Genomic DNA, 14,362 nt, shown 5'->3' on the forward strand with positions numbered 1-14,362 from the left:
AATGAGGAAGGGGAACGACTTGCAGCACCTCTGGAGGGACCACGTCGACGAGCGCCTCGCGCTCGAGGCCCGCGAGTTCACGCGGGAGCACGTGGCCCCGGTCGCGGACGCCCTCGACCGCGACGACCGCTATCCGCTCGACCTCGTACGGCTCACCGCCGAACGCGGCTGGAACTCGATGACCCTCGACCCGCGCTACGGCGGCGAGGGCCGCCCGATGACCGACCTGCTCGCCGTGCTGGAGGAGCTCTCGGTCGCGAGCGCGATCCTGGGTATCTCGCTCATCACGATCTTCCAGAGCCAGCGCTGCATCGAGCTCTACGGCGAGGAGTCGCTCAAGGAGCGCTACCTGCCGCGCTACGCCGGTGGGCTGCCCGCGTCGTTCGCGCTGACCGAGGACGGGCACGGCAGCGACATCCGCACACTCGACACCAAGGCACACCGCACGGACAAGGGCTGGGTCCTCAACGGCGAGAAGGCCTTCATCACCTCCGGTGCGGCCGCGGAGCTGTTCGTGGTGCTCGCCGAGACCGACGTCGGCGTCTCGACGTTCGCGGTCACGAAGGACACCCCGGGCGTGTCCAGCTACCAGGGCCACGAGGCCGAGACGTTCGGGCTGCGCAACGGCCCGCACGTCAACCTGGTGCTGGAAGACGTCGAGGTGCCCGCCGACCACCTGATCGGCACCGAGGGCCGTGGCCTCAAGCAGGTGATGGTCACCCTCGCCAACTCGCGCACGCTCGCCGCCGGCATCAGCCTCGGCATCGCGCGCGCGGCGTTCGAGGGCGCGCTGCGGTACGTGGACAAGCGCTCCGCGTTCGGCACGAAGGTCCTGGATTTCCAAGGGATCCAGTGGTACTTCGCGGAGCTGGCCGCGCAGATCGACGCGACGCGGCTGCTCACCTACGAGGCCGCGCGCGATCTCGACGCGGGCCGCGACATCGCGCGCTCGTCCTCGTCGGCCAAGCTGCTGGCGGCCTCGCTCGCCACGAAGGTCGCCTCCACGGCGGTGCAGGTGTGCGGCGCCCACGGCACGCGCGAGACCCAGCCGTTCGGCCGGTACCTGCGTGACGCGAAGGCGTACGAGGTGGCCGGGGGATCGGCCGAGGTGCTCAAGAACACCGTCGCGAAGAGTCTGGTCAAGGCCGTCAGGGTGGAGGATCGGTAGATGTTCGCGGCAACACTGAAGCAACGGTGCGAGACCAGCGGCGACGCTCCGTTCCTGCTGCAGGACGACAAGGTGATCAGCTGGGCCGGGCTGCTCGACGTGGTCACCCGCACCGCGACGTTGCTGCAGAGCAACGGCGTGCGGGCCGGCGACCGTGTGCTGCTCGCCTGCGGCAACACGCCGACGTTCCCCTACCTGTGGTTCGCGCTGCGCTGGCTCGGCGCCACGTGCGTGCCGCTGCACAACCAGGCGACCGGCGCGCACATCCGCCAGGTGGTGGCCGACGCGGGCATCGAGTTCGCCGTCGGCGACACCCCGAGCATCGCGCGCCTGGTCGCCGACGCGGGCTTCGACCCCGGGCACACGCTGGGCTTCACCACGGCCGACGAGCTGGAGCACGCCGTGGCCGGCCTCGCGCCGCACCCGATGCACGAGGCGGAGCTCGACGCCGAGAGCAGCCTGCTCTACACCTCCGGCACCACCGGCCCGCCCAAGGGCGCGGTGCTGTCCGACGGCGCGTTCCTCGCCGGCGGCCGGGAACTGGCCGACGCGATCGGGATCCGCGCCGACGACCGGATCATGGTGGCGCTGCCGCTGTTCCACACCAACCCGCAGGTGTACGCGGTGATGACCGCCATCGCCACCGGCTGTTCCCTGGCGCTGCTGGAGAAGTTCGAGCCCGCGAAGTTCCTGGAACAGGCGATCCGGTACGAGGCCACGGGATTCACCTACGTCGGCACGATGCTGGCGATGCTCGTGCGCAAGCTGCCCGAGCACATCCCGCCGCACAAGCTGCGCTTCTGCACCGGTGGCGGCGCGCCGGTCGGGCTGTGGACCACGATCGAGGACCACGTGGGCGTCGAGGTCCACGAGCTCTACGGCATGACCGAGACCGGTGGCTGGGTCACGGCCAACCGCTCCGGGCAGCGCCGCCGCGGGACCTGCGGTACCGTCCGGCCCGACATGGACCTGGCGATCCTCGACGTGAACGACGTGCCCGTGGCACCCGGCGAGCCGGGGCAGATCTGCGTGCGCCCGCGTGAGGCCTTCGTGCTCTTCGACGGTTACCACGGCAAGGCCGAGCTGACGCTGCAGAAGTTCCGCAACCTGTGGTTCCACACCGGGGACATGGGCGCGGTCGACGACGAGGGCTACCTGGTCTTCCACGGCCGGGCCGACGACATGATCCGCCGAGCCGGCGAGAACGTGCGGCCCGCCGACGTCGAGGCGGCGATCGCCGAGCACCCGGCGGTGGACGAGGTGGCCGTGGTCGGCGTGCCCGACGAGGTCGTGGGCCAGGAGGTCCGCGCCGTCGTCGTGCCGCGCGGCGAGTTCGATCCGCTTGGGCTGCCCGCGTTCCTCGACGGCAAGCTGCCGAAGTTCGCCTGGCCGCGCTACATCTCGGTGCGTCCCGCACTGCCCAAGACGGCGACGCAGAAGGTCCGCTCGGCCCTGCTGCGCACGCACGAATCCGACGACGTCGACCTCCGCGGAGCCCGCCCATGACCGAACCCGTGCTGTTCGAGGTGACCGACGGCGTCGCCGTGCTCATCCTCAACGCCCCGCGCAAGCGCAACGCCATCGATGGCGAGCTGGCCGGCGCGCTGATCGACGCGTGCGAGCGCATCGACGCCGACCTCACCATCGGCTCGGCCGTGATCCAGGGCGCCGGCGGGTACTTCTGCTCGGGTGGCGACCGCGACGAGCTGGCGGCGATCTCGGCCGCACCGGCTTCGGACGAGGGAATCCGCGCCACGCAACGGATCTACGACGCGTTCCTCCGCTTCGGCGCGCTGAAGGTGCCGACGGTCGCCGCCGTGCGCGGCGGGGCCGTGGGCGCCGGGATGAACCTCGCGCTGGCCGCCGACGTGCGCGTCGTCGCCGAAGACGCGGTGCTCGCGTCCGGCTTCACGCGCCTGGGCGTGCACCCCGGTGGTGGGCACTACACGTTGTTGACGCGGGTCGTCACGCCGGAGGCCGCGACGGTGCTCGGCGTGCTGGGCGAGTCGGTGAACGGCCGCCGCGCCGTGGAGCTCGGGCTCGCCTACGAGGCGCGGCCCGACGAGGAGGTCGAGCCGCGCGCCCTCGCGCTCGCGGCTCGTGGTGGCGGCGACCCGGCCCTCACGCGGGCGGCGATCCGCAGCCTGCGGGCGGAGGTCGGCCCGCCGGCGTTGAGCTGGCAGGCGGCCGTGCCGCTGGAGCAGAGCGCGCAGCTGTGGTCGTTCGCGCGCAAGGGTTCCGACCGCTGGAAGGGCACCGAGCGCGCGAGCGACTGAGCCGCGCGCAGAACCTGTGGCCGCGGAACCGGACGGGCGCGGCCACCGGAGAAAGCCGAAGGGCGACCGGCTGAGAACACCGATGGCGGGGAAGGACTTCCGGAGGGGGAGGGTCCACCCCGCCATCGGTGTCCGTCCACGGTGTTCGTCCACTGTGTTCGTCCACTGTGGCTGTTCAAGACAGAGGGTCCGCGTCAGACCGCCACGCTCGTCAGTGCCGCCAGCGCGAGTCCGACCGTCCACTCGGGACGCTCCGGCACCGCTGCGAACCGCCTCGACCGCGCCACGGCGTCGATCAGCTCCATCACCGCGAGGCTCGCGGTCTCCGCCACCGCTTCCTCCACGCCCGGGTTCACCGCCAGCACCGCGCCCACCCAGTAGTCCAGGTAGCGCTTGCGGTCGCGGCGCACGGCCTCGCCGAGGTCTTCGGGCACGTGGTGCTCCTCGGTCATCCACACCGCGATCAGGTCGCTCTTCGCGATCGCCGTGCGGACGTGCGTGGTCACCAGCCGTTCGAGCACCTCGTGCGGGGTCCCGTCCGAGGCCATCGCCAGCGCGCCGCCCCAGCACAGCTCGTCGGCGATCTCCTCGACCACGGCGGTGAGCACGGCCGCCTTGCTGGGGAAGTGGCTGTAGATCGACGGGCCCGCGATGCCCACGCCCGCGGCGATGTCGTCGATGCCCACGGCGTGGTACCCGCGTTCGCGGAACAGTTTCGCCGCCTCGTCGAGGATCGCGCGGCTGCGCGTGTTCTCCGCCGCGGCCGGTGACTCCCGGTCCACCACGCGGATTTCCGGCAGGCTCTTCGGCGGTTCCGGCGCGAGCAACGTGGCCAGCAGCACGGTTTCCAGCGTCGCCGCGTGGGCCGAGAGGCGCCGCCGCGGCAGCGCGGGCACGCTGTTGAGCAGGCCCAGCGCGGCGCGGATCCGGAACTCCGCCTGGCTCGTGGTCAGTTCTGCCCGTGCGTCCACCAGCACCCGCAGCCACAGGCCGACCCCCTCGACGCGCACGGCCACCAGCTCTTCGCGGACCTCGCTCGTGAGGTAGTGGGCCTCCTGGTGCCACAGGCGCACCACGTCCGGGCGCTCCAGCACGACGCCGACCACCGACGTCGCCAGCCGCCGCAGCACGTCGTCGGTGTCGCCGCCCTGGGCCAGCGCGAGCACCTCGCGGTTGCGCCAGGTGAGCACCATCTCCCGGATGGGCTCGGCGAGCAGCGCGCGCTTGTCGGGGAAGTGCTTGTACACCGCGCCGGCGGTGATGCCGACCTGCTCGGCGATGTCCGCCACGGAGACCCCGCCGTAGCCGCGTTCGCGGAACAGCCGGGCCGCGGCCGCGAGCAGCTCGGCGCGGCGGTTGGGACGCGCGGACGGCGAGGACTGCCGCTTCGTCCCGCGAACTTCCGCCCGGCTCACTCGTTCTCCTCATCGCGTCAGCACCGTTCCCACCAGGTTAGCGGGCGCGCGCCGGGATGGCTTCCACAACCGGGCTTCGCCGAAGCGCCGCTACGGCTGCTGGTTCTGGAACTGGAACTGCACGCGCGGTAGCGGTAGCGGAAGGTCTGTCCCGGCGCAGCCGGCAGCGCGGTCTCCTCGATCCCCGGGCTGCGCAGGAACAGCCGCTCCTTCGTGTCCACGATCACGCTCGGCAGCTGGTCCAGCGAACGCGCCCGCGCCATCGCGAGCCCGCACCCCGACCACTGCGCGACCGTGGCCGTGGTCCAGAACAAGCTCACGGCGACGACCACCAGCACCAGGGCCGGCGACACGCGCCGCACGGCGGAGGCGGCCCGCGGGGCGCTGCGGTCCAGGCGGCGCGGGACGCGGAAGCCGTAGACCACCAGCACGCCGCCGGCGGCGATGAGCAGGGGAGTGACCATCAACCACGTTGAGTCCGAAGTGGACCCAGGGTCCCATGGTCACTTGCCGGTGAGCCGCTCCACGACCGGGGCGAACTCCTCGACGAACGCGCTGTTCACGGTGAAGTACGACACCCCGAGCTCGTCGCGGCGACGTTCGAGCTCGGCGGCCATGGTGTCGAGGTCACCGTTGAGCACGGTGAGCGAATCGCGCTCGATGAGGGTTTTCGCGTCGAGGCCGCCGAGGAACCGGCTGATCCACGGCGGAGCTTCGTCGCCCACCACGAAGATGTTGTGCGACAGCTCGAGGTCGTCGGCGCGCGTACCCGCGGCCGCGCGGATCTCCTCGACGTGGCCGGCCATCTCGGCGCGCGTGGTCAGCGCGCCGCCGGCGAGCGTGACGATGTCGGCCTTCGCCGCGGCCAGCCGGCGGGCCTTGGGGCCGCCGGCCGCGATCATCACCGGTGTGTGCGCGGCGCCGTCGAGGCGCCGGACGTGGTCGATGGTCTCGGACACCTGGTCGAGCCGGTCCTGGCCGGAGCCGTAGGGCAGGCCCAGCTCGTCGGCCGCCTGGCGCATCGTGGGCAGGCCGGTGCCGAGGCCGAGCTCGAAGCGGCCGTCGGTGAGCTGCGTGAGGCTGTGGGCCTCCCACGCGGCCGCGCGCGGCGTGCGCAGCGGACTGGCCAGCACGAACGACCCCACCCGCAACGTCGTGGTGACCGCCGCGGCGATCGCCAGCGACGCCGTCGGCGAGGGCAGGTTGAGGTTGTCGGGTGAGAGCAGTGTCGAGTAGCCCAGCTCCTCCGCACGCCGCGCCGTGGCCTGCCACTTCGCGCCGCTGCCGTCGGCCGCCGCGACCACTCCGAACCGGAACGCCTTGTTCGCCATGGAAACACCCCCGTAGTCGATGATCCCGATACAACCACCGCCGAGGGTGCGGGTGCCACCACGGCACGTCCTCGCCGGCTCTTGCCGAACCGGCGAGGACGCCGCGGTCAGCCGCGCTGGTACTCCTCCCAGGTCTTCTTCGGGTTCACCGCCGGGCCGTCGTCCGCGCCGCGTCCGGCCAGGCCGTTGAGGCCCAGGTAGTAGTCGCCCGTCTGGTGCTGGGCGCCCGAGGACAGGTCCGGGTCGGAGATCGCGACGGCGTGGATGTGGTAACCCCAGTCGGCCTGCTCCGGCGTGCGTAGCCACGCCGCGAACCCGACCTGGCGCAGGGTTTTGACCACGCTCGTGCGGGTCGCGGTGGACAGGCCCGACACCGAGACGTCGAACGTGCCGCCGCCGTCGTGGGTGCCGGCCGACGCGTCGACGCCGCCCGGGTTGTACGAGCCCTGCGTGAGGCTCAGCTGCCGCCCGAGCAGGCCTTCGGCGGCCACCAGCATGGCCTTGGTGCGGGTGTTGAGCGTGACGCCGTGGTAGGTCACGTGGCTGCCCGCGGCGATCACGGCGGTGACGGTGTAGCGGCCGGCGCCCAGCTTCTCCAGCGACGTGCGGCCGGGCAGGCCCGAGGCGTCGATCCCGGTGTAGCCCAGCGACTTCTGGTACTCCGAGTACCCCGTGATGGTCGTGGTGCCGAAGTACCCGTCCACGTACTTCGCGTCGAGCAACCCCTTGGCCTGAAGTGCCTGCTCGACCAGCAGCACGCTGTCGTGCGCGCCGGGGGTCTGCGTGCTGTCGGCGCGGCGCGGGTCGATCTGCGCGGCCTTGAGCACGGCCTCCATGCTCGCCGCGGGCAGCGCCTGTGTGGCCGCACCGGCCGAAACCGGTGCGGCCACGCCGAGCGCCACCGCCGCGAGCGCGGTCAGTGTGACGACCTTCCTGAGCATCCCTGGTCCTCTCGTCCGCGGATGAATCCGGGCAAAGAATCATGGAACGGGATACAAGGGACGTACAACTCGAAGGTCCAGGCCGGGTTCAGTCGGCGATCAGCAGCCGGTTGCGGGCGAGGGTGACGCCGCGCTCCTGCTGGCGGCGCACGAGCCACCGGCCCGGCGCCACGCCGCTGCCGCCGTGCTCGGGGTGGATCAGGTACGCGGGCGCGGTGTTCTCGAACACGACGATGCCCAGGCGCAGCGGGTCGTGCACCGAGATCCACCGGCAGGTGCCGGGATCGGCCACGAGCGTGTGCGGGTTGCGGCCGTCCACACCGCGCACCAGTTCGAAGCCGCTGGGCGGCACCGGCTGCCAGAGCGCCCAGCCGTTCAGCTCCACAGTGCGGGCCACGAGGGCATGCGGGATCACGATGAGGTCGCCCTGGGCCTGCGGCCCGTCGAGCACGGGGACGGCGACCTGGCGTTCGAGGTGGTCCAGCACGTCGAGGCCGGAGCGGTCGAGGAGATCGGCGAGGCTGATGGTCTGGGTGTCCATTGTGGATGTTTCAGTCATGGTGATCACCCTGGGGGGTCTCGAAGGGCTGGAATTTTGAAGTGCGTCAGGTGCGGCGCAGCAGGCCGGTGTACTGGGCTCCGGTGAGCCCGTAGGACCAGCCCGCGGCGTCGACGGGGTCGTCGAACCACGGCGGCACGGAAAGTCCGTAGCGGCGGCGCGTGCCGTCGCGTTCCACGGATCCGTTGACGGTGAGCAGCAGCCGGCGCGCGATCGTGCCCGGCGCCCGGGGCACGTCGTAGAGCAGCAGTTCGGCGTCCCCGTTGCCCGGGTCGGGTGCTCGCGCGACGAACGTGAGGCCGGCCCGTTCGATGTAGCCGTCCCAGCCCAGGCGCTCGACGGCGCAGCGTCGGATTTCGACGTTGCGTTCGGTGTTGATGGCTTCGGCTGTCACGTCTTCGATCACCCACGCCGGCACCGGCGTGCCGTGCCACGCATACGCGCGCCAGCCGTCGGGATAGGCGATGGCCGGTCCGTCGGCGGCGTGCGCCCGCACCTCGCCGTACTCCGAGCCGGGCACGGGTTCGGTGCGGACGACGACCGGGCGTTCGGTGAGTACGCAGACGTCGTCGAGGGGCCACCACCAGCCGCACGAGCGCACGGTTTCCGCCCACAGGTCCAGCTGTCGTTCGACTTCGTGTCCGAAGTGGACACCGATCCGGCGGTGGGCGTCGTAGTGCGCCACCCAGTGGGCTTCGTGCTGGCCGTACCAGCCGATCCCGGTCGGTGCACGCAGTTCGGCCTTGATCGTGCCGGCGACGGAATCGAGGATGCTGCGCCGCACCGACCGTCGGACGCCGGAGGCCAGCAACGAGTCGAGGGAGCCACGATCGAGCGCTTCCTGGGGTTCTTCGGGCCAGGTCGGCCGTGGCCACGCATTCTCGGAGAAGCCGATCCTGCGGTTGAACCGGGCACGCAGATCCGAAAGCGACCCGGCCAACCGGTTTTCCAGCCGGGTCATTGACGCGAGGGACAACGCGGGGCTCGGTAGTACGACTTTCGTTGCCGCACCAGGGGAATCGACCCACACGAACGTCGGGGGAGGCTGGTCGACGAGCTCGTAGAGCGCACTGATCGCCGCTTCCGCGGCCGGCCGGTCGGCAGGCTCGCAGGACAGGGCGTGGCCGAGCCATTCCGCTCGGGCGGCCTCGGCGAGCTGCCACCGGGACCGTTGCGGATCAAGGAATTCGGGAGGTGCGGGAACGCGGGCTCCGGGCCCGCCGGGCGCGGTCAACGCGCGAGGGCGAGCACGCCCTTTCCATCAGACATACCGCGATCATGACAGCAATCGTGGTGACCGCGCAAGCGTTTTGGCCGCCACCGCGTCCTTGGGCGCGCGGCAGCGGCCGGCCGGCGTCACTCTTTCCAGTCGGAGTTCTCGATCACGTCGACGAAGTCGGTGTGCTTGAAGCCGGGCACGAAATGCTCCAGTACGTCGGCGTTCACGGTGCCGAAGGTCGAGTCGGGACGGTGGGCGAACCCGTCCTTGAACGCCTGCAGGATCTGCCGCTTGAAGTCCGGCCGCGGGTGCGCCGCGGTCACGGCCGCGCGGTCGTCGGCGGAAATGCGGTCGAGGTTCAGGCCGAGCACGTCGGTCTCGACGCCCGCGGTGGTCGCGGCGATCTCGGGCGCCATCCGGTAGGGCACCTCGGGCGTGGTGTGCAGCGCGATCGACGTCCACACGAGGTCGGCGTCGGCGGCCGAACGGCCGTGCGCGAGCAGGAACTCCCGGGCCTGGTCGGCGCCGTCGATCTCGAAGCGCTGCTGCTCGCTGCGCCACGGCGGCACTAACCCCGTGTCGTGGAACAGCGCGGCCACGTACAGCAGCTCCGGGTCGGGGTCGATGCCGAGGGCGCGCGCCTGCAGGCTGCCGAACAGGAACACGCGGCGCGAGTGGTTGAACAGCAGCTCGGTGGACTTCTCGCGGATCAGCGATGTCACCTCGGCGACGAGCTGAGTGTCCGGCACGGTGATCCCGGCGATCGTCTCGGTCATCACGACTCCTTGTTTGAAAGCGGCGTTGAGAAACGGTGTGGTCCTCACAGCCTGTCGCGCGAGGGCCGCTGCGCGCTGTGGCCGGACCGGCCACGAACCCCACCGATAGGGACATCGCTCAGGCGTGCGCGATCCTCCGCAGCACGTCGGTGAACGCCGTGCGCTGCTCCGTGCTCAGCCCACCCAGCAACGTGTCCTCGGTCTCGGCGACCAGCGGCGCGACCCGGCGCAGCACCCCGGCCCCGTCCTCGGTGACCCGCAACAGCTTGCGGCGGCGGTTGCCCGGGTCGACGCGCCGCACGACGTAGCCGCGCTCCTCGAGCCGGGCGAGCAACGGGGTGAGCGTGGCCGTGTCGATGCGCGTCGCCTCGGCGAGCGCCGCCTGGTCGAGATCGGGGGAGGACCGCAACACCCGCAAGGCGACGTACTGCGGCGGCGTCAGCTCGCGCACGGTCTCCTGCCAGCGCGCGGTGTAGGTGCGCAGCGCCTGGCGCAGCAGGTACAGCGGAGCGTCGTCGAGCGGACGTTCGCCGCTCTCGGTGTCGTGGTCCGATCCGGTGTCCATGGGTCAAGGCTGCCTCATGCGGCGCGGGCGTACGCGGGTGCCAGGGCGAGGTCCACGGTCGCGCCGCCACTGGCCGGCACCGTCAGCGCCCGCGTCTGCGGCAGGAACCCTTCGGCGACGGCGGTCAGCGTCACGTCGCCGGGGGCCAGGCCGGTCAGGTGGAACCGGCCGCGGCCGTCGGTGTCCGATCGCGCGGTGACGGCGCCCTGCGGATCCGTCACGACGAGGACCGCCGGGGCGCTGACGCGACCCGAGATCTCCCCGGCCGGCCCGGCCTGTTCTGCTTCATCGGCCCCGGTACGGCTGCGTTCCCGCACGTGGATCAGGAAAGCGGCACCCGCGGACCACGCCAGCAGCGTGAGAACGGGCACGAGCAGGTGGGCGCCGTGGAAGTAGTCGAGGTCCGACAGCGCGCGCACCGCGGCGCCCGGTGGCAGCACGGCCGACACCCACCGCGCCGGCTCGGGCAGGAGGTTCACCCCGAGCACGCCGCCGCTGGTCGAGTTGCCGATGGTGAGCAGCAGCAGCGTCGACATCGGGATGCCGATCGCGCCGAACCACGTGCCCAGGGCCTTGGTCGCCAGTGCCGTCGCGGCCGAGAGCAGGCCGAGGGTCAGCGCCAGCGGCACGAACGGCGCGGGCAGCGCGCCGAGCACCGGCCCGGCCAGCGTGGCCGCGACGATCCCGGACAGCACCGCGAACCCCGCGAGCGCCGCCATGCGGTGGCGCAGCCGGACGCGCCGCGCGGCCGCGAGGAGGTTCTGCGCCAGCGCGAACGACGCCAGCGTGACGCCGAAGGCCACGTAGAAGCCCGACATCCCCTTGGTGTCGAACGCCGAGAGCGGCAGCACGTCCGTGATCACCAGCGGTTGCCCCCGGTGCTGCGCGAACGCGCTCACCAGCTTCTCGGCCGCGGACACGGTCGTGGCGCCGCTCGCGCCGGCGACGTCCAGCCGCAAGTGCCCGGCCTGGTCCGTCAGCGTCGCGACGGCGTCGCCGTGGCGCAGCAGCGCGTCACCCGCCGCCTGGTCGGCGACGGGCACGACGGCCACGGCCTGCCCGGCCGCCCCGGCGAGCTGCGTCTGCAGCTGGGTCCCGGCCACCGCGACGGGCACCTGGTAGGGCCGCGGGCTGCGCTGGAACCCGACGTAGAGGCCGATGAACACGAGCACCAGCAGCAGCGAGATCCTGTGGCCGCCCCGCACCACCAGCGGTGCCGGGCGAGCACGGAAGTCTTCATGTTCGGCTCAACTATTCGTGCACGAATAGTATTCCGGTCGGGTGGTGGCGGTGACCGCGCGCACACCTCTTCCCGTAGTGAAAACTACCATGTACTGTCACCTGTCATGAACGCTACAAAGAGGTTGGACGGTCCACAGTGGACGCGGTGACCGTCACCGACTACCACGCGGCGGGGGAGCCCTTCCGCATCGTCACCGGTGGGGCGCCGGAGATCCCCGGCACGACGGTGCTGGAGCGGCGTGAAGCCGCGCGGTCGACGCCGGGCATCGACGCGGTGCGCGAGCTGCTCGTGCGCGAGCCGCGCGGGCATTCGGCGATGTACGGCTGTTTCCTGGTGCCGCCGCAAACCGAGGGGTCATTGTTCGGCGTGCTGTTCTGGCACCGCGAGGGTTACTCCACCGCCTGCGGGCACGGCACGATCGCGCTCGGCGCGTGGGCCGTGCGCACCGGCCGCGTCGAAGCAGTGGCCGACGGCGTGACCGAGGTGCCGATGGACGTCCCGTCGGGCCGCGTCATCGCCGCTGTGACGTGCGAAGGCGGCGAGGTGCGGAAGGTGGCATTCCGCAACGTCGACACGACCGTGCTCGGCCGCGGCGTCGAGGTGGCCACGAAAAGCGGGCCGGTCAAGGTCGATCTCGCTTACAGCGGCGCGATCTACGCGTGCGTGCCGGCTTCGGCGTTCGGCCTCGAAGTGGTCCCCGAGCACCACACCGAGCTCGTGGCGGCCGGCCGCGAGGTCAAGGCCGCGCTCAGCGGCACCGAATGGGCGCGGTACTCCGGAGACAGCCGGCTCAGCGGTGTCTACGGCGTGATCCTCTACGACGACCTCGGCGACACCGCGACCGGGCCGCACCAGCGCAACGTGACCGTGTTCGCCGACGGTCAGGTCGACCGTTCCCCTTGTGGCTCAGGAACTTCCGCTCGGCTGGCGCTGCTCGCGGCCGAGGGCAGGCTTCGCGAGGGCGACGTGCTCACCCACGGCTCGATCATCGGCACCACCTTCACCGGCCGGATCTTGCCGACCGGCGTCAACGGCACTGCCGGCGGCGTCGCCACGGAGATCGAAGGCACCGCACACCTGGCCGGTGAGAGCGTGTTCACGCTCGACCCGGCCGACGAACTGGGAACGGGGTTCACCCTGCGATGACGAAACTGGCCATCATCGGCGGCGGCAACATGGGCGAGGCGCTGCTCGCCGGACTGCTCGCCGGCACCGAACCGAGGTTCACGGCGGCCGAGGTCGTCGTGGTCGAGCTCGCCGAGGAGCGCGCGGCGTACCTGCGCGAGCGCTACGGCGTGGCCACCACGGCGGAAGCCGGGCCCGCAATCCGCACGGCGGAAACCGTGCTGCTCACGGTGAAGCCGTACCACGTCGACGACCTGTTCGCCGCGGTCGCGGACGACGTGAACGACAACCAGCTCTTCGTCTCGGCCGTCGGCGGCGTGCGCATCGCGCGCCTCGAAGCGCTGCTGCCGGGCAAGCCGCCGGTCGTGCGCTGCATGCCCAACACGCCCGTCTCCGTCGGCCGCGGGGTGGTGGCGATCAGCGCGGGCACGTACGCGGGCGACGCCGAGCTCGACTACGCGCAGTCGCTGTTCGACCCGGTGGGCAAGGTCGTGCGGGTCGAGGAAACCCGCATGGACGCCATCACCGCGCTGTCGGGCAGCGGGCCGGCGTACTACTTCTTCCTCACCGAAGCGCTGATCGAAGCCGGGATCCTGCTCGGCCTGCCGCGCCCGCTGGCCGAGGAGCTCGTGAAGGCCAACGCCGCCGGCGCCGCCGAGATGCTCCAGGTCCCGGACGCCGACGCGGTGCGCATGCGCGCGGCCGTGACCAGCCCGGGCGGGGCGACGATCGCCGCGATCCGGCAGTTCGAGGAACGCGGGGTGCGCGCGGCGGTGATGGCGGCGATCGAGGCGGCCCGCGACCGGGCGGCCGAGATGGGACGCTGAGCCCAGGTCACTCGCGGCCGGCCCGGCGCGCTCGCATGTCGCGGGGCACCAGGGCGGTGCGCAAGGCGGTCAGCAGGTCGGTGTTGTCCGAAACGGCCGCCGGGTCCTTGCGCGCCAGCCCGGCCAGCAGGCAGTCGACGACCAGCGTCGCCCCGAGTCCCTCGTGCGTCAGGCCGCTCACGGAGTGCACGGCCGTGAGGACGACGTCGACCTGGTCGCCGAGCGTGGGCCGCAAGGAGTTGGTCACGAGCAGCACGCGCGCGCTGACCGAGCGCGCGTGCTCGACGAGCGTCTTGACGTCGTGCAGGAGCCGGTCGGGCACGCACAGCACCACGACGTCGTTCTCCTTGAGGCGCAACAGGTCGTCGGCGAGCCGGAACCCCGTGGCCGACGTGCTCCAGGCCCGCCGGCCGAGCCGGTGCAGGCGGGTCACCAGGTACTGCATCGGCAGCTCGGAAGGGCCGAGGCCGTACCCGAGCACCTCGGCCGCGGAGTCCAGCAGGTCGACGGCCGCGGTGAACTCGGGGTCGGCCAGCAGCCGGCGCGTCTCCGTGAGGCGCTCGACCGACTCGGTCAGCACCTGGTCGAGCAGGGCGTCGGTGTCGCCGCCGGTCCGCTCGATGCGCTCGCGCAGGCGCGTGGCCGGGTTGGTGTCGCCGACGACGTAGCGGCCCACCACGCGCTTGAGCTCCGGCAGGCCGGAGTAGCCGAGGGCCTTGACCGCGCGGACGACGGTCGCATCACTCGTGCCGCTGAGCACGCCGAGGTCGCCGGCCGTGGACAGCAGGATCGCCTGCTGGTGGCTGCGCAGGTACTCGGCCACGCGCTGCTCGGCCGGCGACAGCCCGGCGAGCCGTTCCTCGACACGAGCGCTGAGCGAGTCGGTCTGGTCGTCGTGGGCGGTCACGACCCGACAG

At 71.8% G+C, this 14,362-nt stretch carries 15 protein-coding genes; 5 read left to right on the forward strand and 10 right to left on the reverse strand.

All coding sequences use genetic code 11. From position 1 onward, the window contains the following. The first annotated feature begins 1 nt into the window (after window position 1). From K1T34_RS36735 to K1T34_RS36745, 3 genes are read left to right on the forward strand one after another with little or no spacing between them, the layout of a single operon-like run. On the forward strand, window positions 2-1,168 hold the full coding sequence (locus K1T34_RS36735) for an acyl-CoA dehydrogenase family protein (protein ID WP_220239316.1): 1,167 nt from the start codon (window positions 2-4) through the stop codon (window positions 1,166-1,168). Next, complete coding sequence (locus K1T34_RS36740; RefSeq protein WP_220239317.1) at window positions 1,169-2,674, forward strand: class I adenylate-forming enzyme family protein; 1,506 nt, start codon at window positions 1,169-1,171, stop codon at window positions 2,672-2,674. Next, window positions 2,671-3,444, forward strand: coding sequence for an enoyl-CoA hydratase/isomerase family protein (locus K1T34_RS36745; protein ID WP_220239318.1), 774 nt, complete (start codon window positions 2,671-2,673; stop codon window positions 3,442-3,444). Before K1T34_RS36740 ends, K1T34_RS36745 begins: the two co-directional genes overlap by 4 nt. Before the next feature lie 194 nt (window positions 3,445-3,638). On the opposite strand, the gene K1T34_RS36750 is transcribed toward K1T34_RS36745, so the two are convergent. From K1T34_RS36750 to K1T34_RS36790, 9 genes are all read right to left on the reverse strand, one after another. Continuing rightward, window positions 3,639-4,859, reverse strand: coding sequence for a TetR/AcrR family transcriptional regulator (locus K1T34_RS36750; RefSeq protein WP_220239319.1), 1,221 nt, complete (start codon window positions 4,857-4,859; stop codon window positions 3,639-3,641). A 17-nt stretch (window positions 4,860-4,876) separates the two neighbouring features. Next, window positions 4,877-5,323, reverse strand: coding sequence for a hypothetical protein (locus K1T34_RS36755; RefSeq protein WP_220239320.1), 447 nt, complete (start codon window positions 5,321-5,323; stop codon window positions 4,877-4,879). A gap of 39 nt (window positions 5,324-5,362) precedes the next feature. Then, on the reverse strand, window positions 5,363-6,190 hold the full coding sequence (locus tag K1T34_RS36760) for an LLM class flavin-dependent oxidoreductase (protein WP_220239321.1): 828 nt from the start codon (window positions 6,188-6,190) through the stop codon (window positions 5,363-5,365). Between the two features lie 107 nt (window positions 6,191-6,297). Continuing rightward, the gene (locus K1T34_RS36765; protein ID WP_220239322.1) at window positions 6,298-7,131 is read right to left on the reverse strand and encodes a peptidoglycan-binding protein; all 834 of its coding nucleotides are present in this window, start codon (window positions 7,129-7,131) and stop codon (window positions 6,298-6,300) included. A gap of 88 nt (window positions 7,132-7,219) precedes the next feature. Further along, window positions 7,220-7,690: a hypothetical protein gene (locus K1T34_RS36770; RefSeq protein ID WP_255637812.1), complete on the reverse strand. Its 471-nt coding sequence runs from the start codon at window positions 7,688-7,690 to the stop codon at window positions 7,220-7,222. 46 nt (window positions 7,691-7,736) lie between these two features. Next, window positions 7,737-8,651: a DUF6745 domain-containing protein gene (locus tag K1T34_RS36775; protein WP_220239323.1), complete on the reverse strand. Its 915-nt coding sequence runs from the start codon at window positions 8,649-8,651 to the stop codon at window positions 7,737-7,739. 395 nt (window positions 8,652-9,046) lie between these two features. Beyond that, entirely contained in the window at window positions 9,047-9,685 is a 639-nt protein-coding gene (locus K1T34_RS36780; RefSeq protein ID WP_220239324.1) for an HD domain-containing protein, read from the reverse strand. Between the two features lie 118 nt (window positions 9,686-9,803). Then, window positions 9,804-10,250 carry a MarR family winged helix-turn-helix transcriptional regulator gene (locus tag K1T34_RS36785; RefSeq protein WP_220239325.1) on the reverse strand — a complete coding sequence of 149 codons (447 nt, stop codon included), beginning with the start codon at window positions 10,248-10,250 and terminating at the stop codon, window positions 9,804-9,806. Between the two features lie 14 nt (window positions 10,251-10,264). After that, window positions 10,265-11,458: a carboxypeptidase-like regulatory domain-containing protein gene (locus K1T34_RS36790; protein ID WP_220239326.1), complete on the reverse strand. Its 1,194-nt coding sequence runs from the start codon at window positions 11,456-11,458 to the stop codon at window positions 10,265-10,267. A gap of 179 nt (window positions 11,459-11,637) precedes the next feature. On the opposite strand from K1T34_RS36790, the gene K1T34_RS36795 reads away from it, so the two are divergent. Together K1T34_RS36795 and proC are read left to right on the forward strand one after the other, a co-directional pair. Next, the gene (locus K1T34_RS36795; protein ID WP_255637813.1) at window positions 11,638-12,639 is read left to right on the forward strand and encodes a proline racemase family protein; all 1,002 of its coding nucleotides are present in this window, start codon (window positions 11,638-11,640) and stop codon (window positions 12,637-12,639) included. Further along, window positions 12,636-13,445 carry a pyrroline-5-carboxylate reductase gene (gene proC, locus K1T34_RS36800; protein WP_220239328.1) on the forward strand — a complete coding sequence of 270 codons (810 nt, stop codon included), beginning with the start codon at window positions 12,636-12,638 and terminating at the stop codon, window positions 13,443-13,445. The genes K1T34_RS36795 and proC overlap by 4 nt, the downstream gene beginning before the upstream one ends. A 7-nt stretch (window positions 13,446-13,452) precedes the next feature. Here the strand turns inward: proC and K1T34_RS36805 are convergent, their stop codons facing one another. Continuing rightward, a complete protein-coding gene (locus tag K1T34_RS36805; protein ID WP_220239329.1) occupies window positions 13,453-14,352 on the reverse strand; it encodes a MurR/RpiR family transcriptional regulator in 900 nt (299 codons plus the stop codon). Between the last annotated feature and the right edge of the window lie 10 nt (window positions 14,353-14,362).

The organism is Amycolatopsis sp. DSM 110486, assembly GCF_019468465.1.
Taxonomy (GTDB): Bacteria; Actinomycetota; Actinomycetes; order Mycobacteriales; family Pseudonocardiaceae; genus Amycolatopsis.